Raw genomic sequence first — 22623 nt, 5'->3', positions numbered from 1 at the left:
GGTTTTTTTATATTCCACTTAAGTCCTCTTCACTTTCATCATCAGATTTTTTCTTAGGCTGTTTTACTTTTGGTTTAGATTCTGTAGTCTCAGGATTTTGATTACCTCTGCGTAGTGAAATTCCCTCCGGGGACTGTTTCCCTCCGGATGTTCCGGTTGTGGCACCCGCTTCAGTTGGAGTGACTGTAAAAGATCCTTTGTCACCAGTGATTGTGTCTACTTCACCATTATCGTCTATTGGAATATCTTCATATCCTTCATTTACTCCACTGTTTGTACTATTTGTATCTGTATTATTTTTACCATGAGTTATATCTGTTGGAGGTGTCACCTTCAATCTACCTCCGCCCGATACTCCGAATACTCCTTCACCATATTGGGTTTCCATCTTAGGTTTGATTACATCTCCGGTTACTTTTTTGGCGGCTCCGCCGCCATCTAATACTGTAGTTCTTTGTTCTTGCACAAATAGTGCTAATTGCTCTTGTGCTAGAGTTGACCAGTTACCACATTTCAGGAATGTTCCGGTTGCAGATATACCTCCTGCATTTACGATTATTACATTTTCAGGGTCAGAACTCTTGAATATATATGCCACAGGTACTACGTCCTGTACTGTGCCGTCTGGCATAACTCGACTATTTTTTTGATTCAAATATTGTTTTTCGTTTTCCTCCGTTATCATTCTGCTTATTTCTTTTGTGGCATCATTTGATTTCAAAATTGATTCTCTTTCTTGTTTTGAAAGTGGAGTGAATTTCGAAAGTGCGATTATTCTTGCGAATTGCCTTAAAGCTGACTCTCTAGTTTTGAAATCTTTGAATAATCCATCTATTTCTTCCTTAGCAAATCCGACTTCTTTCTCATGATTTTTGAGATAGCTGATACAGTTTGCTCTTCCATTTGTATTGTCTAGTAATTTTGTTAATTCGGTACTTTCAATCTCAACATAATCTCCTAAGAATTTTGATATATTTTTATCAAAGTCAGTATCGTTTTCAATTATATTGAATGAATCAGTTAATTTTTTTACACCACTCTCGATTCTTTCAACAGGTATGTATCTTATTTGAGCTTCGTATTCTGTACCGCCAAGACCTACGGTGTAGAATGCATCTTCGTGAGCTTCGGGGTTTGCGTTGAAATATTCTATTTCACGAAGTACACGATTTATATTTACAAATTCTACGAATGCAGCTTTTGTTGGTTCAGTTAGTGGTTCTCTGTTTTTTAGGTCGTCGTAAGGTACAGCTCTTACTTCTGAAAATAGATCAAGCATTATATCTGCATCTGTTTTTTTTAAGAACATTCCAGCCCACTCTAGGACTTTGAGACCCATAGGAGTTGATAAATATTCTTTTACGTCTTGCATTGTGATTTCGATATCTTCGTAAAGTTTTTCTGCTTTTGTTATTGCATCTTCTAACTCACTTTTTGTTGAAATCCTTCGTTTTCTTTTTGGATCGTGGATGGGTGCTTCTTCTTGTCGAACTGCGAATCTGATATCTTCGTCTCCGGTTTGGAAGAAATCTACATCTGATAGTGGGTTATATTCGACTCCGTCTTCTCTACCAAGCCTTGGAAGTGGTCTCATGTATTCAAATACCGCACGTGCCTTTTCTGATTCTTTTGGATCACCAAGGTCATATATAAATGATTTACGTAGACCTCCGAAGTTTGCACTTAGAGCCTCTACTGCACGTCCACCTGCACTGTACCAGCCTCTTGGATTAACTACATCTTCTTTGAAATGTCTTGCAGATGCAAACGATGCATTTAATCTTGTAAGTAGCATAGAATTTTCATCATGAATCATGTCAGCCTGACTTCCTTCAAATATATTTTCATATGCTCCGTAGAATGCTCTGATTGTTTCTGGAGTTTTGAGTCTAATTTCGATTTCTTCGATTCTTTTAGGTATGAAACTTAATTGTTCTCTTGCTATGTACCCTTTGCCGTCATAGCCAGCAGAATCTCGATCCTTGAAATATTTGTAAGCTAGATAGTCGCAATATTCTTTTGCTTCTTCTATCGAAGATAGTTCCATTTTCTCCATGATCAATCTATGGACTTCTTGCTCACTATCTCCAATCAAAGATTCAGTTAAAGCTTTTATTCTTGCGTCTCTATTTGCTTCTTGCCCTTGAATAGGGTGATTGTTTACGTAGTTTTCCGCAACACTCCTTGCCATATCTCTTCCTGATCCATGTAGATGAGCAAGGTAATTTTGCATTGTTTTGTAAACAGGATTTGAGAGTGAACCCATATTCTTTTGTAATTTTTCTCGTTTACCCGGCTCGTCTATCGTTCCATTATCAGTGAATATTTCATCAGCACTTATAAAATAAGATTTATTTGTATAGCTTGATCTATGAATATTGTAGAACGTTTCAAAGACCATCTGACCTAGGAAGTATTGAAGTTCATAGTTATTAAGTTCTGCTCCATATTCTTTTTTGTACCATTTTTGGATAAGTTGAATTAATTGTTTAGTTTCTTGAACTTGTGTTGGAAGTAAATCAAGTTGATCTTTCTCTTCAAGCCTGTGCCTTCCCTTTTTATCATCTTCATTTATTTTTATACTCAAAGTGAAGTATTTCTCGATATCTTTGATTAGAGCTTTTTGTTCATCTATTCGTTTAGGATCGCTTGTAGGCTTAGGATGTATAAAAGCTGTTACGGCATCACTAATATCTTCCACTCTGTCTTTTGAAATATACTCATATCTTGGGTCGACGGCTTTGATACCACCGAATCTGTCTATGAATTTGTGATGCATTGCATCGATGTGTTTAGAGCGATCGTATAGAGCTTTAATTTCTTGGAAGAACCCTTCTGTGTCTTTTTTCTTGGCACGTTCGACCATAGTTAAGTCGAGCTCGATTGCTCGTCTTGGTGTCATTTTAATAGCTTTGCTTTCGGTGTCCTCATCATTTCTCATCACCGTGTAATAGTTTCTTTCACTTGCTTCGATTTGTTTACGTGAAAGATGACGGTTAAATTTGATCGTAATTATATTTACCGTATTTGCCCCGTAATTTTCCGCTTCGAATTCAAATACTTCTTTTGTGATAATCGGGAATCCCGATGCGAAGTCGAAAATCATATTCCCATTTGCATCTATTTCCATTAAATCTTCAGATGTCGGATCCATGTGGATTTCTGTGATTCCAGGTGTGTTGTAAAGTACGAGACGTTTTTTGTGGATATCGCCCGGAATTGGTTCGAGTCTGATTTGTGCCGCTTTGATTTTGTCACGATATATGTCCATGTATTTATTGAAATCCTCGGTGAATTTGCTTTTTGCCTCTTCCAAATTCCCAAGTGTGACTGATTTTTCATATGCACCTTTGAGTTTGAGACCTTCATCACCTTTTTTTGTATATATCTTTTCTCCACCTTCACCGACTTTGATAAGTATGTCTTTTGCATCTTCAGCCCTTTCGATCATTCCTCTGGCCGTTGCACTTGAAAGCATATTGTTGTCATCGATAGTTAGTGGAGAAGTTAGTGTCATTTCTCCGGCTTTAATTCCTTCATCTTCAAGTATTCTCATTATTTCATTGTCAGAGGCCTCATCCATTATGTGTTCCGGTGTTGCAACTCTGGTTACAAAAACTCTCCCATCTACAGAGAATACAAATGCCATATGTAATTGTACAGGGAGTCCGAGAGTGGCTATATTTTTATCCAGTCCGACACTTACTCCGACCTCGAATCTTGTTAATTCTATTGTTTTTGGCATTGCCGCACGTCCGGCCTCCGCATCTATAATAGCTCTTAAGAACACATCTTCCATGGCTTCCATTATGGATTTTTTTATAGCTTCTTTTTCAGCGTAAGACCCTGTAACCGTAGCTTCTACGTAAGCATCGACGCGTTCGTATTCTTTTTTAAGAATTCCTTCCCTTCCGGCTTTAAGTTCTTTTTTGTATTTTATTTCCTTTTCTTCAGGTGATAATCCCCCGACTGAAGCCATAGCTCCAATAGTCGCTTTGATTCCATCCGGTCCTATTTCTGCAGTTGCAAAGGCTCCTATACTTCCACGTGACTCACGTCTTCCGCCTTCAAGTTTTGAATATTCGACTCCTCCATTGAACCTTGCTACCGTATCATTTAGTCCCGCATTAAATCCTCCATGCGCGAAAATTTGTACTTTTCCTCTGCCCTCCGCACCGAGCTCGTTCCATCCTTTTGATCCTCCGGCTTGAACGCCGGCTCCGTCTCCCGGAGTGACTGTTAGCATTAGATCTATCCGATGTTCTTTTGGCAGATTGATTCCCGCATTCCATCCGAGCTGTGCTCTCTCCGCCATAACATCTACATTCATTCCAAATCCTCCGAAGAAGCTCGCAGCATCGATTTTCGGTAAATCAGTTACAGCTTTTCTCAAAAGTTCACCATAATCATTTACAAGTAATTTTTCTAATTTTTCTACCGCATAATCAATTCCGATTTCTTTTTCCAATATATCATTTATTATTCCAATTTTTGTACTTAGTGCATCGTAATCTTCTTTTGATTTCTTTAGTGTTTCTTTGGCAATTATCAAACGTTGTTTTCTTTCTTCAAGCTTTGTTTTTGCCTCCGGCGGCATAGGTTTGCTTAACTTTTTATCTATGTTTTTTATTTCACTTTCTATATTGGAATATTCATCGCCATACGGTTTAATTTCTAATTGTTTATGCTTTAAATCTTGTATATCAACATAGGCTTGTAGAATTTTATCAAGGTTTGAAGGTGTTAATTCGGCATCAATGAATGGTGCGACCAGATGGCGCATTCTTTCGGTGAATAGCTCTTTTGCTTGTCCACTTACTTTCAGTTTCCATTGCATGAATACTTCATCATCTATGCCTTCGTAACCCTCGACAGGGAAGGCAAGTAAAGTTCGGAAGTCCATATATTCTATGGCTGCGCCCTCCATATCTCGACTTAGTTCTATATGGCTGAGTGTGTTGTTAGCGAGTCTTGTACGTAGGTCATCACCTATTTTATAAAGTTCATCAGCTGTAAGATCGACACCTTTCGCTTTAAATGCCACGTCCTGTGCTTTCAACAATGAGGCTATATCTATACCTCCATCTTTTTTACTTCTAAAAATATCAAATACCATTTGTTTTCTATTTTCACCTTGTTCGATTGCTTTTTTGTAGATTTTTCCGAACTGCATCGCAGTCGCTATAGCATCTATGTGTCTAGGTTTTAATTTAGACATTCGATCCGATCTCGTTTTATTGTTTGCATCAAAAATCTTTTCATTTGAATCACGTATTATAAGAAGTTTTTGTAGTGTGCTTATTTCAATATTTTCATTGTCTACTCCAAATCCACTTAGATTCTCGGCAAATAGAATCCCTATTGCTTCATACAAATTATGAACAGTATCAACATCTATAAATCTGTCATATTTTGTATCCCATGTAATTGGGTATTCAAGCATGAAGCTCATAGTCGAGATACCGTCTTTTAGGAGTTTGTCCGCATATTTACCTTTGAATTTCAATTCTTCTGTTTTTTTGAGTTCAGGGTCGTTGCTCATCACAAATGTATTGCTTGTATATTGTTGCCATGCTGAGTCACGATTTACATACATCTCGTATAAATCCGTATATTGTTCTTTGGCTTTTTGTTCTAATTCTGCACGGTTTGGTCTGTCGATTGATTTTCCTCTATCGCTTATTTCATGAATTCGAAGTGTGTATTCCATCAAACTATCAAGCGGATTTTCTGATGTTTGTAACCTTGCCATTGCTGCTTCTGATTGGTCATATACTATATGTTCGAGGACTTCACCTCTTTGGAAAAACTCGATGAATCCAGGGGTTCCTTTGGCAAGTACAATCTCTCTTAGAGTAGGGGTCTTCCATGTTAAATCTTGAATTATTTCTTGATTTTTTTCTAAGAAACTCGCACAGTCTACTTGTGGAATATCCATTACCGCCCAAGGTCTTTTTACTCTATCGGTTCCTATTTTTACTTCTTCGAAATTCACTTTGAAGAACCCTGGACGTTTCCTTGTTTCTTCTTTGCCAAGAATTGCATAAAATAATTTGGCTATATCGTCAGGATTATTTTGGAAAGCATCTATCATTTTTTGCTTCTTTTCCGGTGGTCTTATATCGAGTGACTTTAACGCTTCAACGAAATCTTTTTTCATTCTATTTGAAATGTAAACCGCTTCGAAACTTTGCAGTCTTGAATTCTCACTTGTGAGTCCGTAGTTGAATGCAATGTCATGTTCGCTCCATGGTCCGGAAGCATCTTTGAGATTTTCAAATTGTAAGTTTGCGTCAGTTTCTGCGTCTTCCAGTAATGTGCCAAATCTTTTGTCTTTGTATGATCTTGGATCATTTAATTGGTTATTTGCAGCGATGCCTTCATGCATTGCATCAAATCTGCGAGCTTGCTTGATTTCTTCGAGCGTCCACTGCTTATGTGCGGATCTCAAGATTTCCGGCCTTTCTTTATTATATTTGTTGAGAACTTCGTTTAAGAAATTGATCATTTCCCCTTGGTCTCTCGTAGTGAAATCACCGGTCAACCATCTATATGTTTCTTTGGTTGTTTTATCGAAACTTTTTTCTTTCCATTTTTTAAGCCAAAGTTGATGAGGCGATGTTTCTTTATTCATTTCTCTATCCATACCATTGTAAATATTCATCTGAGTTTGCAGTAGATGTAGTCTTTCCAGGTACTCTGCAAATGAAACGTATTCCGGCTGATTTTTATCATTGTATGGAGAGTGTAACCGACTATATCCGGTAATTGTATAAAGCCTTGTTTGATCTGCGTTTTCTTCGGTACTTTCGATCATGTTTACAATACCGATTTCTTCATTGATTTTCTTTAATACATCTATAATTTTCGAGCTGCTTACCATATAGCTTTCCATTTCAGTCTCCATCATTTCCAGACTTTTAGGAGCTTCTCCACGTAGTAGTGTTTCTTCTAAAAATTTAAGTGTTTTAGGGTCTATTATGAGTTTTTTCTCTAGTACGCCATCTCTTTGCAGTTGATCATAAAGTATACGTGCCGTACGTTTCGCAAGTGGTTTGTATGCTTTGTACCAAGGTTCGTTTTCATATCCTTTTTCGAATCCTTCTATTTCAGGATTTTTATCCTGATGTTCTGCGATAGTTTTTAAAACATCTTTTATGTCCTTGTAATCACTGAAGAATTTTTCTTTCGCTTGTAATGGGGAATCTATTCCGGCGGTGTTTTTATAAAATTTACTTAGTGCAAAATCACCGAACCCGACAATTGATTTATCAGCGGCTTTGCTTGAAAGTAGGAGGTTCAGTGCTGTTCCGTAAGCTTCTCCCGCTTCTTTTCCCGTTAGAAATTCCCCGCCTTTGACTGCGTATCTGAATTTTTCTGAGAATACATTGCGACTTAAATGTTGTAAATTACTGAAGTCAACTTTTGAATCTTTTAGTTTGAGTCCTCCCGTTTCATCGATCGTTTCTTTTGCATCTATTAATACGTTTTCTCTATAAAGTTGTTCGAGTAATGAATTTTGTAAATTTGTTTCTTCTGCAAGTTTTGTGCGTTCAGCATCTATTACTTGCTCACGTACGGTTAACTCTTCACTTCTTATGACTTCAGTTTTTTCAGGAGCCTTCATTGTCATTAAGGTCTCGTAAAATAGTGTCATATATTGTTTATCTGTATTAACACTTAAATCCTTGTCATTGAGATAAGTTAGAACTTCTCGGTAAGGTTCCAGAGTTGAGGCTCTGTCTCGGCGATCCCTTACATTTCCTATTGCGTCAAAGAAGGCAGCTTTTAATGTTTCAAATTTTTCAGCTGAACTTGCGTCTTCAAATGTCGCAGCTTCCGCCAAAGGTGTGAGCCTTAAAAGTTTAGCTTTATACGGGTCTTTAAGAGTGTAATCCCTGCCCGGTTCTCCATCCTTGTTTTTGTCCCCGAGAGCTTCGTTACGAGGGTGATAAATATTAAGGATATCTTTTATTCGTGTGAGTACTTCATTTGCTAATTCATTTTCAGAAGAAGTAGTTGGCGGATCAAGAGATTGGATTCTAAATCCGAAACTATTTAGTATGATTAGGACGATTTTCATTGTATCTAATTGCTCTTTGAATACGAGTTCGCCGTCAGCTGTTTTCTCATACCACCGGAGCATTATTTCACTTGGGATTTGTTTGATTTGCTCTTCTGTACTTGGAAGACGGAGAAGTATTTCGCGGAGTAGGTCGGCTGTTAATTTTTGTGGTTCTTTGTTTCTTGCTTCGATCCAAGCTGTTTTAAGTGGTTCGAGTGACAGACCGTCTCTGAAAAGTAGCTCTCTAAATGTATCATCTTTTTCAAATAACTCTGTGAGCATTTGGTCTAATTCTTCAGGTACCATCTCAGTAGATTGATCTTGCATAACATTTACCAAATGATTTGCGATGCGTAAATTATTTAGTATGAGTACTTGTCCGAGATCATATTTTTTAAGTGGAGGTCTTATACCATTTTCATGCGCAGCATTTATTAAAATATCTTTGATTACAATCTGAGCAGCTCTAAGTTGAGTTGCTTTTGGATCGGCATTATTAATCTCTGATTTTATAAATGCATTTATGTTATCAAACATTGCTTGGACTTCCGCATCCGGTGTTCTATTCAAGAATTCGGCTGTCGTTTTAGTTGTATCTCTTGCCTCAGAAATTCCTCTTTCTGAAGCTTTTGATTCTTGATGGCTCATTCCTTTTATTAGAGTTTTAGCTGCTAGAGCATCACTATCAATTAATCTTTCGGCGATGGCTTGAATTCTTTGGTCTTCAATCTCCGCAGCCTTGCTACGTAGAGTAGTTTTTTCATCTTCTTCATCTTTCCTTGTTTCTGCTATTAGTTCATCTTCTTCTCGCTCAAGTGTCGCCGTGACACTTTCTGCTCCAAGCGTTTCTTCTTGATATTCTCTTAATTTTCCGGCTACATCGAAATTATGAACTAGATGTTCACGAGGGATTTCATATTCTTTATTAAGCTTGTCTGTGAGTTTGTCAGGAGTAAGTGCTAATAAGGCTTCCCTATCTTTTTTCTTATAAGTTTTTCTTAGATATCTGTAGAAGAACCCATTTCTATTTTCAACATTTGCTTCATCTTTATTACCTTCCATATAAATTCTAACAGCATCATCGACGTATGCTGAATTAAGCATTATATTTGCTAAAAATATATCGTTTATCTTGATTTGATCCCAACGTTTACCGTCCATGAGTCCTTGTTTGGTGACGGCCTCGCTTATAGCTTCAAGTGTAAATTTCTCATCTCCCACCATTATTTCCGGTTGTGTTGAAGCAACTTCAGCTGGGACAGGTTCATTATTTAAAGTTGCAACAAGCCTCCCGGTCATTGCCGAAAGCACACTAGGATCTATCTTCTTTGGAACATTTGACTTTGTTTCTTTTCCAAACCATTTGATGAAATCTAAGGCTGGTTTATTACTTTTAATTTCGTTTTCATTATAAGATTCTGTAGTTTCCTTTGCTCCATCTCTCCATGTTTCCACTTTTTTAGAATCCCCTGAATATACGTAGGCTGTATCGAGTATTTTTGTTTCCGGATTGATAGCTTTTGCAACCCTTTTTTCAAATTTAAATGAATCAAAATCATTTAAGAAATGTGTCACATAATCTAGCGATGCATATATGTCGCCTTCGGCATCAGGTATTTCTGTTTCTGCAATAGCACGGAAGAATGCTTTTTCATCGTATGTGATATTTCCTGAACCGTCCTTTACTGCAAATTTCGCCCGGAAATCAACTCCGTTAAATTTCGCTTCTTGCAATGCTTCTTTCAAATATATTTCTGCGAAATACATCACTGCATCACGCATCAAATCTCCAAGAGCTTTATCTAGAGGGTCACTTCTGTCTATGTGCCGAGGCGCATCAGTTAGTTCAAATATTTCAAAGCTCTTTGGTGAGAATGTTTGGATATTGTAAGCTTGATATACGGTTAGCCAGCTTTCTCTCAATGCCTCACTTGAGCTATATGGTGCTTTATTCGTATCATTTTTGAAGTGTTCAAATTTTTCTCTGAATGCAACCAGTGCAAGTTGTCTGAATCTTATACCTTCATTTGTACTATCACCGTCTGTTGAACTGATTGCGAGCCTTTGCTTTGTTCCATCAGACTTGTTTTCAAATTTCTCAATCAACTCACTTTCAAGTGTTGCCGCATTCATAAATATATCTGTAGCGAGGATTTCTTTTGTTGCATTTTCGAGATCGGTGATTGGCACTTCTTCATATTTATTTACTTCTTCAGCAGTTTTTTTAAGGCTATCATTGCTTAGATTCGCTATCAAAAAATCTTTTATTATTTTTTCTGCAGCATCTCTATCATCTTCATGGAACAGATCTCTTTGATCTTTGAAGACTTCTTCTTTAACCCACCTTAAATATCTTGCAGGTGCTAACATCTTTGAAAGTCCTGCATCTGTAATAGGGTCCGGCACTCTATCCGGGTAAATCCATTCACCTACAGTTTTTGTATCTGCTTTTGATACTATAGCTTTAAATTTATCACTAATTGAAACATCGAAGAGTAGGGCGGTTTTTACATATTCACTTCCATTTAATTGTGTTTCGGCTTTTTCTTTAATATCTTCATTGCTAATGAGTTTCGTCTTAAATTCTTTAACACCCATTTTTTCAAAGTAGTAATCAAGGAAGTTTTCTGTAGAGTATTTGTTATCTTTTAACCATGATTGTCTTCTGCCATTATTTGTTTGAGAAATAGTGAATGAACTTTCCATTTTTGACATCATGCCATCTATCGCAAGACTTATGAATTTCTCTGCGAGACCTTCATAACTTGTCTTTTTGTCTGAACTTCCAAATTCAGTCAATTTATATAAATCGAGTATTTGATCGAAATCAATTCTTTGTTTTAGCATTTCATCGACTTCAGGCTTTTCATCAGCATTCATAAGATATGCTATTTTTGTATCAAATTCTTTTGTGATTCTTTCCGCCTCGGTTTCTACCACAGGTTCTGCGACATGCTCTTCTTGCGTCTCCACTTCTAACTCTGCTTCAGCGATGGCCAAGTCTGCAACTCTTTTAGCATCTATTTCTTTGAGAGATAGTGGTGACTTTGTCGTTGTATCGATTATGCTATTATTTATTGAGTCTCCTGAGAAAACATAAACAAATATACTATTATCTTTGATGTATGATTTTTTGAATTTAGTTTTTTTCCGCTCTTTATTTATTTCCTCAATTGCGGCACTGATTTTCTCTGATATTTTTTTATCAATCGGATCTATTTTTACATCAAAAGTTCTTGTGATTTTATAATCGGAAATATCACTTATTTGAATTCTTTGTAGTTGTCCCAAGCTATGACTACTTAGATTTTGATCTAGGACTTCACTGGTTATTATACTTCCGGTAGCTTTTGCCACCTCTGAATATTTACTTGCTTTTTCAAAATATTCTAACGCTTCAGTTAAGCGTATATCCACGTCTGCATAATCTGTCCTCTCATCATTTGCCAATTGTTTATAAAGACCATCAGCTATAGCCATACACATATCTGCAAAATACAGAGCAGCATCACCTTCCATATTTGGAAATTCCTTTTCTATTGTCTCCGCAATAATCGATGCACTAACTATATTTCCATTATTTATATATAGTTCCTCGGTTGTCTTTATGTAACCGGCGAGCGCAGCCCTATCTTCCGGTAGACCATATGAGTGAACTTTTGGTTTTTCTTCGATTGCAGGTTTTGTTTCTTCTTGTACATCTTTACTCTCTGCAATAGCTTCAGTGGGTTCTTCTGTTATTTTGATTTTCCCAAGTTGCTTTAATCTTTTGTTTAGGCTTGCGACGTCTATTTCTTCCACTGAAGGTATTTTATACACAATGCTACCTTCGACTATCACTTTGTATTCACCATCCTTTGGTATGACAATAGTTTTTGTTTTATCATCTATTTTGTAGGTGACACGGGTGTCGCCATTTGGTAACGTCCCTTTATTTATAATCTCAATTATTTTTGAAACACCATTCTTTTGTTCTATTTTATACTTTTTACCTTTTTCTAAGGATACTTCGACGTTGTTTATCGTGAGCTTGCTCTGTGTAAAGATTGTATTTATATTCTCAAATGTATATGTTCCTTCAAAGAAAAATGTAGAAGCTTCTTTTTCACCCTTGGTATCTTCTATTGCATTACTTTCTATTCTTGTAAATGTGGCTTTGGCCCTTGGATCTGCTATTTGTGCAGCGAAGTTTAGTTCTGAACTTTTATCAGGGCCAGTTCCAAATTTTATTAGTTTTATTTCGTGTATTTGACTTGAAGCCCGTTCCCATTGAGCTAGAGGCATTTTAAATTCATGACAGTAATCTTTTACTTTAGATAAGCGTTCGACGGTTTTTTTAAAATGCTTTACGTCTGCTTTGCTTCCCATGCTCTTGTAAAGATAGTTTATGTATTCAATACCTACTGCCAGGTACTTATCTATTATTTTGACTGAATTCGCCCCTTCTCCAAGGTTGTAATTATCTTCTACATACTTAAGTGCCTCTTCATATAATGGTTTCGCTTTATTCATATTTCCTGACTTCGCAAATCTGAGTGCATTTCCTCTTGTTTGTGTAAACTTTGCATCATCCCCGAGATCATCAAATGGATTTTGTTTTTCTTGTGTTTTTGGTTTTGGCGTGTTTGAAGCGATGGCTGGAGCTGATCCGGATTTAAATTCAGCAAATATTTGTGCGAATTCCGGTTTTGCCAGATCTTCCGGGGCTATGTCTTCATTTGGTGTGTCTGCTTTTTTGAAAATTTCAAATGCTTTTGTAGCCTTTGCCAACAGGGCATCTCTCGTATCCTTCGCCTCTCTTGAGTAATATCTTTTGTACTCATTGAGCCCGGTTCGTTCTAGTGCAAGGGTAAAAATAGTTAATGATATGTATGTTTTTTTCGCTGGTATAGTAGTTGTATCCCCCCCTGGGATTTGTATTACCTTTGACTTACTTTCTACATAAACGCTATCTCCTCTTACTTTTGTTGCGAAATCTATCGCATTTAATTCTCTTAAATCCCTCATATATATTTTTATTGCCTTTTCAATATATTCTTTTCGTAAATCTTCAAATGTGTTTTCTTCATTTGCATTTTCGATTTCTTCGTCCTGAATTGGTTTTTGTAATTCTGATAAGTCTTTTAAATTTACCCATTGAGTTGTATTTGGGTTAACAGTGTCAATATATTGTTTCATTTTTGTGCTAGCAGTTCCTACTTTTTCTTTAAGTGCTTTTAATTCTCTATCATGTTTCTCCGCTTCGGCCCTTTCACCTTCAAGTCTCTTCGCCTCTTCTTCTGCTTTTTTAGCATCTTCTTTTGCTCTTTCTTGTGCGGACAGCGCTTCTTTTTGTTCTCTTTCTGCAGTTTCTTGTGCTTGAATTCTTTGACGTTCGTTTTCCTCATTCATTCTTGCTATTTCCGCTTTCGCCATTTTTTCAGCCTCTTTTTCTGCGATTTTTTTACGTTCACTTTTTGCTTCCGCCTCCTCTTCTTTTTTCTTTAAAGAGGTGCAAGTTTGATATATTGCAGCTGGACATACAACAAGGAATATCTTATTATATTCTTCTGTTGTAAGAGCATCTTTTAATCCAAGGTCTGAAATGTATTTCCCTAGTCCTTTGCTATTACTTTTTGTTAACTTACCGTTGTTGTCGTAGAAAGCTCCATAGAATGTTTGATAATCTTTTCCTTTGAAATCTTCAAGGATTTTCTTGAATATGTGAGAACCGGTTGCAAATTGTCTCAAGTTTACTAATACTAATCTCATTCCTTCCGCTTGTTTAATATGCTCAGGTTCGCTTGTTGGGTTTGAGATATCATTTGATACTTGAGATTGCATATTCCTTATTACGTTCTCTCCAAATCCTAAATTCCCCCCAATGAATGCAGTTATTTTTTCAAATAGGGCTATTTCTTCCGGTGTTGCTTCAAATGTTAATGCCTTCCCTTCGGCATCTTCTCTTATAAATTTTGTTTCCTTTATGTCATCTATGGATAAAAGATCAGTAAAATCATTACTACTTAATGTAAGCGTTTTTAATTCCGGTGTAAGACCCTCCCATTTATCGACTGTGCCGGATTTTGTTTTAAATTTATCGGTAAAATTTTTCCATTCACGCATTTGTGCTGATGTAGCACGGCCCTCTTTAGCTGCTTCTTTCGCCTCTTCATCTTCCATTTTTCTTCTAGAATCTTCCACTGCCGCCTTGTACTCTTTCTCCATCTCTTTTTTGAATTCCCCTCTGTCCTGAGAGGCGGTTTCATTCCAGGCATCTTCCAGCTCTTGTAGTTCTGTTCTATCTGTTTCAGAGAGCCCCTCTTTTAGTGTTTTAAGCCAAAATACATCCTTTGGTATAAGAGATGTCATGCTAATTTTGTATAAACTCATCAAATCTATGATTTCTGTTTTTCTACTGCTTATATCTGGAATTGCAGTTTTAATATCATCCCAAAGTGGAGAGGCCGTTAGTGATCGAGTTAATTGATGTGATCCAAGCTGTATTAAATCATCATTTTTAATTGTATAGTTCTTCCCTCCAATTCTTACTTCTTGCGATGTGCTTTCTCTGGCTTTACTATCACTAGTTACCTTAAGGATATCTTTTTTTAGAATCTTTCTAAGTTGTTTGACTATAGCTTCCCCTAGCTTTTCCGGCGTTATAGCATGTCTTGCTATTTCGGCAGGACTACTCTCTCCGTTCTCTGAAGCTTCTTTTGCCCAAACTAGCCTTGATTCGAGTGAAAAACACTTACGAGATGAGTCGAATGAGTTAGAGGGGGTGAATTGACAGTGGAAGTTTTGCATTAGCGGGATAGTTTTTTTATGTACATTTATAAAATCTTTATATTTTACCATAAAAAGAGGTCCCTAATAAGGAACCTCAGCTTGACGTAGGCGTGGGAATGTTGTAATCAGTCTAGTCGCCTCATCTAAGTAATTTTTTAATACCTCTAATTGTTGAAGCTCTCCCTTTTTTGATAAATATTCTGTTAATTCTTTAAGAATCGCCATTATTTCAGATTGTTCTATGCCAAATTCTGTTTTTGCAAATCTTGTTAAAACATCTAGGTTTGTCCCCTTAAACCGGTTCGGTCAAAAACATCTTTCATGCCTTCTTCGTGTTTATAAAGTGTGGTTTATATGTTTGGTTTCCTCCAAGGGTTTGGTGGTGATGGGGTAGGTGTAGGTGTAGGTTCTGTTGAAGCAGGTTTCTTTGTGGCAGGCGCTTTTGCTTTTTTAGTAGCTGGAGGAGGGGTTGGAGTAGGAGTAGAAGTAGGAGCAGGGGTAGGGGCTTCTTGCTGAGTAGGGGTAGTTGCGGAGGAGGGTATCCAAGTAAGAGCAGCAGTGGTAGCTTCAGTTTTTTCCGTACTATTTGTGTCATCCGTGTTTTCTGCGCTTGTATCGTTATCGTCGTCGTCCTCTTCTTCCGTCCTGTCATCATATCCTGTTAGACTTGTATTGTTACTGTCTTCGCTGAAGAAGTTACCACCAACTAAAAGTAAAGCAGCAACCATAAGAGCTGTGATTAGACGATTTTGTCTTACATTTCTTATTTTGATTGATTCTTTAAGTTGTGTTAATTCATCAAAGACTGCTTGTGAAGCTTTAGTAGTTTGAGAGGCTGCGCTTAGTGTCGCGACTAGTTGTGCTAATTCATCAAAGACTGCTTGTGAAACCTCAGTAGTTTGAGAGGTTGCGCTTAGTGTCGCGACTAGTTGTGCTCGCAGAATTTTTCTGTTTTCGTCAGTTAATCTTCTTACTAGGCTTTCATTTCTTGCTTCTTCTGAGCTGAATAGTATAATTTCCATTACTTCTTTATCAATAGTCTCCGCGAGTGTTCTTTTTTCTTTTACCAGTTTGATAGCAACATCTACGTTATTTTGAGAAGGCTCAAGTGTATTTGTTCTGAAATCATCTGCCTTAAGTTCTCTCTCATCATTATTAACAGGTACTTCATCAAGTTTCTTTTTAAGTTCATCTAAAGTTGATATACGTTCTTCTAATTCGTCTATAATCGTAGCTTCCTTCCCTTCCTCTGCTAAAAATGCTTCTTTGTCTTTATGTAGTTTAGGTACTAGATTTACATCATTTAAATATACTTGAACATCTATATTTCTTTTACGTGTTTTAGATATTTGCACTTCTATTTCTTCAATTCTTCTATCTAAAATATTATATTCTTCATTCAGTGTTTCTATCTTACATTGTATATCTCTTCGTGCATCTAAATGTTTTGCGTAAGTAGTATTAAATTTCGCTTCAAGCTCCTCTTCTGATAAGTTGGTTATATCTTCTTCAGGCTTTCCTAGCATTTGTTTCATAAGGTCGGCGAGTGTGCCTGCCGCTTGCTCTTTTTCTGCAATTTTGCTTAGACACTCTTGGGCTTTAGTTCCCATAAGGCCATAATCCCTTTCTGTTACGGCCTTCGTTATTTCCCATTCAATTTCTTTGATCTCCTCATCTCTCTTAGCTATAGTATCTCTTGCCTCGTTTAGTTTTTCTTCTTCTGGAGATACTTTTATATCATTAAATTCTCTCCTTACAGTTTGTAAATTTGTGTCTGCAGCATCACGTTGCGTAGCCTTCTCCTCTAGTTCACGTGTTAGAGTGTCTATTAGAGTGTTATTTGCTTTTATCTCTTCACTCGGTTTCTCACTTTGAAGCCATGTTATCTCTTTTAGTTTACGTATAACTGTATTTGTAGCAGTTTCTTTTCGGCTTTCAGCTGCTTGCTTACTTTTTTTTAAAGCTTGAATGTCACTATCAAGTTCTTCAATTTTAGTTTTAAGTTCAGCCGCTGTTCGTTCGTACAAAGTTTTATATTCATATTTATTGTTTGCGACGATTAACATTGACTCATATGCGCTGATTAGAGTGTCTAAATATTCTATGATTGCCTTTTCTCTTTCAATTTCTGCTTGGACAGCGATTTTTTCACGTTTGGTCACCGATTGTGCAAGTTGATATAATGTTTTTGCATGTTGAGCTTTTATCTCTGAAATCCTTGTTTTTTCTTCTTCTATATCAGATTTAACTTCTAAATCATTGAAATCCGGAAGTGTGAATGCTTCTTTAGGATTGGATTGTAAAGATGCGGTTTCTTCGTCAAATTTTGCAAGGATTGCCTTTGAGTCAATTGCAGGTAAAATAGGCGTTATATTACTAAGGTCACTTTCACCAAGACCAAGTGCATTTTTTATAATTTCCATTACTTCTTTATCATCGACTATTTTTTTGTCCAGTGACATAATTGTAGATTTATAAATTATTATAAGGCGTGATTGTATAACCTTGTTGCGCCCGCGTCAAGTATTATTTTTAATATGTTATATAGTACACACACATTTAGGACACCGTGGTAGAATTAAATCGCTATAACTTAACCCAAACACACGATGTCCAAAGCAAAATTACTCGAAATTCACTAGGAAGTAAAAGAAAAACAGTTGGCAAAGATACGTTGGCAGTGGTTTAAAGTATATCGAGGAAGGACGTTTACTTCACTCTCACAATTGCATATGATGAACTTAAAGACGCTTAAGTATTTCAATGAAAAACGACCACAAAAGACCAAGCATTTTCTTCCGCCTCTCAAGTTCGGAGCCATCAAATTCCGCTTACAAAAGCAACGTCTCAACTACACTGTTCTAAATGTCTGAAACTATTACACAAATCTATCTATTGTCGATTATGTTCATGTGTACTATATTTCTTTCTGTTATGTAACTTTTTATTATGAAATTTCCACTGATTATTACGAATTTCAAAGTCTATGATGAAGGCTTTGGGGCGGACGCAGTCCGCATGGCAAAAATCCATGAAAAGGTCGCAAAAGAGACTGGCGTGTCTATAGGTATTGCCGTTTCAGCACTTGATCTCAAAGAGATTGTTAATTCTGTGGATATCCCTGTGTTTGTACAACATATTGATCCTATTTCATGTGGTAAGGGGACTGGTGGAGTATTGCCTGAAGCTGTAAAGGATGTTGGAGCATATGGAACTCTTCTAAATCATTCCGAAAAACGTATAAATCGTGATGAACTTGCTCACTGTATTCGTCGTGCCAAAGAAGTTGGTCTCAAGCAAATAGTGTGTGCTGAGAGTGCGGAAGAGGGCGTAGCATTCCTTGAATTTGATCCTGATATGATAGCTGTTGAGCCTACAGAGCTCATAGGTGGTGATATCTCTGTTTCAACTGCCAATCCTGAAATTATAGATCGTTCTGTTGAATTTATAGGCGAGGGCAAGGTGATTATTGGGGCCGGTATTAAGGATTGTCGAGATGTAAAAATTGCATTTGAGCTTGGTGCAAGCGGTATACTCATAGCTTCCGGAATTATGAAGGCCCTAGATCCGGAGAAAGCTTTATTGGATTTGGTTGAAGGTATAAAGTTGGCTCATTCAAATAAATATTAGGCGGTTTTAATTGCGAAATGAATTTCTGTAAACAGGAAATATTGATTGTTTCTTTCTCTGCTTCTTCCTTTCCGTTATAATCTTTTACCGAAAGGGCATTAATTCTTAACCTCCTATAAATATGCAGATAGATATCACTACGCACGATATATTGGTAAATCCTGAGCATAAGTCGTATGTCACAGATAAGATCGCAGCCTTGGGGAGTCTTGGTGATCGTGTGGACGATCCTTCGACACGGGTTAAAGTTGAAATTAAGAAAGCTGTAAATAGGACAGAAGGTAAGCATGTAGAATGTCAGATTACTATGGCTGTGCCAAAGTCTATATTGCGTGCAGAAGTTCATGCGAATCAGGTTACAGAAGCCATAGATTTGGCTGTCGCAAAATTAAAAAAACAGGTGAATCGTTATGCATCGAGAAGTCACAAACGTGACAAAGAGGGTAGATGGGTGATGGAATCAGCAGGTATACAGATCCCACGCATCGTAAATGAAGAATTTACCCCTCCACCGGTTTTGATTACTCGCAGAAAACGTTATTCAAATACAGAGGCTATGCACGAAGAAGAAGCTATAGAGCAGATGGAATTGATCGGACATAGTTGTTTTATATTTGAGAATTTGGATACAAATAGGTTTTCTATGATTTATAGAAAAGAAGATAATACGTATGGCGTGATTGAGCCAAAAATGGCCGGTGATTTGGAGTAATATTTAATATGAATTCGATATGATAAAAGAATTGTTTGCGGTTACGTCCCCAATAATTCGTGGAGCCGGTATGGGTAAAACTCTAGGGTTTCCTACTATAAATTTGGTTTATCCGGACTTTAGTGAGTTTGAGACCGGTGTCTATGCATGTCGCGTTTCATTGCCGGATGCGCAGTACCTTGGGGTTATGCATTTAGGGCCTCGGGATACATTTGATGGAGCCGAGACTTTTGAAGTTTATCTTTTTGATTTTGAAGATCGTGAGTTATATGGGGTAGAGGCTCATACAGAGGTGTTTCATAAACTCCGCAGTGTTGAGAAATTTTCAAATCCGGATGATCTAGTAGCGCAAATAGAGAAAGATGTGAAAAAAGCGAAGAAGTTTTTTTTCGAGCATGAATTTACATGCGCAGATTAAATAATTTTTAAATAATGGATTTCGTTAAAAAAATTTTCCCGGATAGACATCCTTTTAGGCTCGCATATCATAAGTTAAAAGCTGTGGCCGCTGCTGTTTATTATGGGTTCCCTGCCAGTCGGATGACCGTTATAGGTGTGACCGGAACAAAAGGTAAAACAACTACATGTCATCTTATCGCGAAAATATTTGAAAGTAGTGGGCACAAAGTTGGTATGACAACCAGTACTCATTTTCAAATCGCAGGTAATAGATGGGTGAACAAGACGAAGCAAAATACGCCTTCACCATTTGTTCTTCAGAAAATGCTACGAGACATGGTAAAAGCCGGCTGTACTCATGCGGTTTTGGAGGTTTCATCTCATGCTATAACTCAGCATCGTATATATGGTGTGAATGTCGATACAGCCGTGCTTACTCAAATCGATGAAGATCACATAGAATATCATGGTAGTCACAAGGCATATAGAGGGGAGAAGTTGAAGCTTTTTCGAAGTCTTAGCGCAGGTAAACGTAAGGCAAATGTGAAGAAAGTTGCAGTGCTAAATCAAGATGATCAATATTACGATGAGTTCAAAGACGTTGCATCAGATTTTACTTATATATATGGATTGAATCGGGGCACATGTACGGCTGAATTTATAAATTTACATGCCGGTGGGACTGAATTTGTTCTAAAAATCCCAAATCACAATGAGAGAATTGTCACCAAGCTTGTAGGTAAGTTCAATATATATAACACTCTTGCTGCAATCAGTGCAGCTCTCGCAAATGGTATAAGCACTCATGCAATCAAGGATGCACTTGAGGATCTTGAACCGATCCCAGGTCGTCAAGAATGGATAGATACAGGGCAGGACTTTTCTGTTGTAGTGGATTATGCGCATACTGTGGATTCTCTGAAACAGCTTTGTGAGATTTTCAAACCCCTTACAAAAGGTAAGTTAATACTTATTTTTGGGTGTACCGGTGGTGGTCGGGATAGGTCAAAAAGATCAAAGATGGGCGAGGTTGCTGATAAATATGCTGACTTTATAGTGCTTACGGATGATGATCCTTATACTGAAGATCGTATGGAGATTCTCAAAGATATCGCGAAAGGTATAAAACGTGAAGAGGGGCCTTGCGTTGGCAATAAAGGGCTTTGGCTTATTCCGGATCGCAAAGAAGCTATTCGTCTAGGGCTTACAGTCGCTCGCAAAAATGATACTGTAGTTATTGCCGGTAAAGGTTGTGAAGAGGTTCAAGCTATGGGTGATAAACTAATTCCATGGGATGATCGAGTCGTTGCTCGTGAACTTCTAAGTCGTGAACTTGAATTGACTCTTCCAGGTGGTGAGAAAGTTAGTGGGAATAAGTGTTTTGTCAGTTAACTTTTAGTGTGTATGGAAATTTCAGAAAAGTTATCCGGTTTTCTCCTTGTGAATAAACCTCATGGATGGACTTCTTTTGATTGTGTGAAATTGATTCGGGGTATTCTTGAGCGCGGACTTCGAGAGCGAGGCTTTACTCTGAAGAGGTTAAAAGTCGGCCATAGTGGTACTCTTGATCCATTTGCAACCGGGCTTTTGATCATAGGTATTGGCAAGGGTACCTCTGCTATGAGCCGGTTTAGTGACTTTAACAAAACATATATTGCTGATATTGGATTTGGGATTGAAAGTCCGACATTTGATTTGGACTGCTCTGATTTGTCAGTTTGTACTGAGCCTTATGATTTTCAATTGGAAAAAATAGTGTCTGCTCTTAATTCGTTTGTAGGAGTCCAGCAGCAGTTACCACCACAATTCTCAGCTCTCAAAGTAAATGGGAAACGTGCTTATGAGCTTGCTCGCAAGGGCATCGAGGTGGAATTGAAAACACGTGAAATAACAGTTTTTCCTACAGATGATGATGGCGGGATTGATTATGTGATGGATGAAGTTTCCGAGGTGAGTATTGGAGAGGAGGTGTGCTTTGTGCCGGTGCTCAGTGGTGTTCGATATGCTGTATCAAAAGGCACTTATATCCGTTCCCTTGTCCGTGATCTTGGTGAGAAATTAGGTGTCCCCGCAGTACTTATTGGGCTAGAGCGAATCAATATTTATGCACCGAATTTCACCGATAATGTGGGCGAAAAATCGTTATTTCCAGTCACTTGTACTTCAAAATCCTCGGCTCCATCTATAGAAGCCGGAGTGTCCATCACAACTGGGATTTCTTCTACAGGCGCAGGATTAACCGTTTCTCAATTTGTTTTGAAAAATGGATTTTTTACTCTTGATCAGGCACTTATGTTTAGTAAAGAAACAACTTTTGATGAAATAATTGATGCTATGCGTGAATTATGAAACATAAAAAATATTAAAATATACTAGGGATTCGCTACGTAAAATACATACTTAGAGTTGGTAATTTTTCGACCCACCTTCATCAGTCAAAACTCACCAATTTATCAGTTAAAACATCTACGAAAAGTAAGTCAATACTCACCATGTAATATTTGTATTTTACCGCAAGTTAAAATTGGGTTTTTTGGCTTGTGGTTCAAGATTTCTCACGTTTTAACCTTGACCGAAAATGGTGAGCGAATGTTATAATTTGTTCACAAAATCACCATTGGTAATTCACCCATAAATCACAATAATTTTTAGTTAAAAACTCATGGAAAAAACTTTTGTTGTCGAAAAACTTTCTGACAAAGAACTCATCGGTCTATGTGAAAATTTTGGAAAAAACGTCATCCACTGGAAACGCAAATTCATAGGTCTGATACCCGAAGTAAATAGACGAAAACTTTATGAGAAAAAAGGGTTTGAAACGGTTGTCGAGTTTGGTGCAAGGCTCGCAGGGCTGAGCAAACTCCAAGTACAACGTGCAATTCAAATAGACAGGAAGCTTGAAGATGAAAATCTCTCTGAGCTTCGCACATCATTTATCAGAGGAGAAATCAGTATGCACAAAATAGCTCGTATAGTTTCAATCGCCGAAACCGACAATGAGGAAATTTTGGTATATGCGGTGAAGAATTTGTCAAAAGGAGCTATC

9 protein-coding genes are annotated in these 22623 nt (G+C 37.4%); 6 read left to right on the top strand and 3 right to left on the bottom strand.

Features of this window, described 5'->3' with window-relative positions:
* Positions 1–7 precede the first annotated feature (7 nt).
* The 3 genes from Q8P68_00690 to Q8P68_00680 all read right to left on the bottom strand — a co-directional run bounded on the left by Q8P68_00690 (position 8) and on the right by Q8P68_00680 (position 17298).
* On the bottom strand, positions 8–14905 hold the full coding sequence (locus tag Q8P68_00690; GenBank protein MDP4007689.1) for a hypothetical protein: 14898 nt from the start codon (positions 14903–14905) through the stop codon (positions 8–10).
* 12 nt (positions 14906–14917) lie between these two features.
* Positions 14918–15061, bottom strand: a complete 144-nt coding sequence (locus Q8P68_00685) for a hypothetical protein (protein MDP4007688.1) — start codon at positions 15059–15061, stop codon at positions 14918–14920.
* 125 nt (positions 15062–15186) lie between these two features.
* Positions 15187–17298 carry a hypothetical protein gene (locus tag Q8P68_00680; GenBank protein ID MDP4007687.1) on the bottom strand — a complete coding sequence of 704 codons (2112 nt, stop codon included), beginning with the start codon at positions 17296–17298 and terminating at the stop codon, positions 15187–15189.
* 487 nt (positions 17299–17785) lie between these two features.
* Between Q8P68_00680 and tpiA the strand changes: the two genes are divergently transcribed.
* The 6 genes from tpiA to Q8P68_00650 form a co-directional block, all read left to right on the top strand.
* Complete coding sequence (gene tpiA, locus Q8P68_00675; GenBank protein MDP4007686.1) at positions 17786–18466, top strand: triose-phosphate isomerase; 681 nt, start codon at positions 17786–17788, stop codon at positions 18464–18466.
* 121 nt (positions 18467–18587) lie between these two features.
* Entirely contained in the window at positions 18588–19178 is a 591-nt protein-coding gene (gene raiA / locus Q8P68_00670) for a ribosome-associated translation inhibitor RaiA (GenBank protein ID MDP4007685.1), read from the top strand.
* 19 nt (positions 19179–19197) lie between these two features.
* Positions 19198–19596 carry a riboflavin kinase gene (locus tag Q8P68_00665; GenBank protein ID MDP4007684.1) on the top strand — a complete coding sequence of 133 codons (399 nt, stop codon included), beginning with the start codon at positions 19198–19200 and terminating at the stop codon, positions 19594–19596.
* A 14-nt stretch (positions 19597–19610) separates the two neighbouring features.
* A complete protein-coding gene (locus tag Q8P68_00660) occupies positions 19611–20969 on the top strand; it encodes a UDP-N-acetylmuramoyl-L-alanyl-D-glutamate--2,6-diaminopimelate ligase (protein ID MDP4007683.1) in 1359 nt (452 codons plus the stop codon).
* A 12-nt stretch (positions 20970–20981) separates the two neighbouring features.
* On the top strand, positions 20982–21926 hold the full coding sequence (truB, locus tag Q8P68_00655; GenBank protein MDP4007682.1) for a tRNA pseudouridine(55) synthase TruB: 945 nt from the start codon (positions 20982–20984) through the stop codon (positions 21924–21926).
* Between the two features lie 313 nt (positions 21927–22239).
* On the top strand, positions 22240–22623 hold a 384-nt coding region (locus Q8P68_00650), incomplete at its 3' end, for a hypothetical protein (GenBank protein MDP4007681.1).

The organism is Candidatus Peregrinibacteria bacterium (genome assembly GCA_030700255.1).
GTDB lineage: Bacteria > Patescibacteriota > Gracilibacteria > UBA1369 > JABINC01 > JABINC01.
This window is presented reverse-complemented; position numbering and strand designations above follow the sequence as displayed.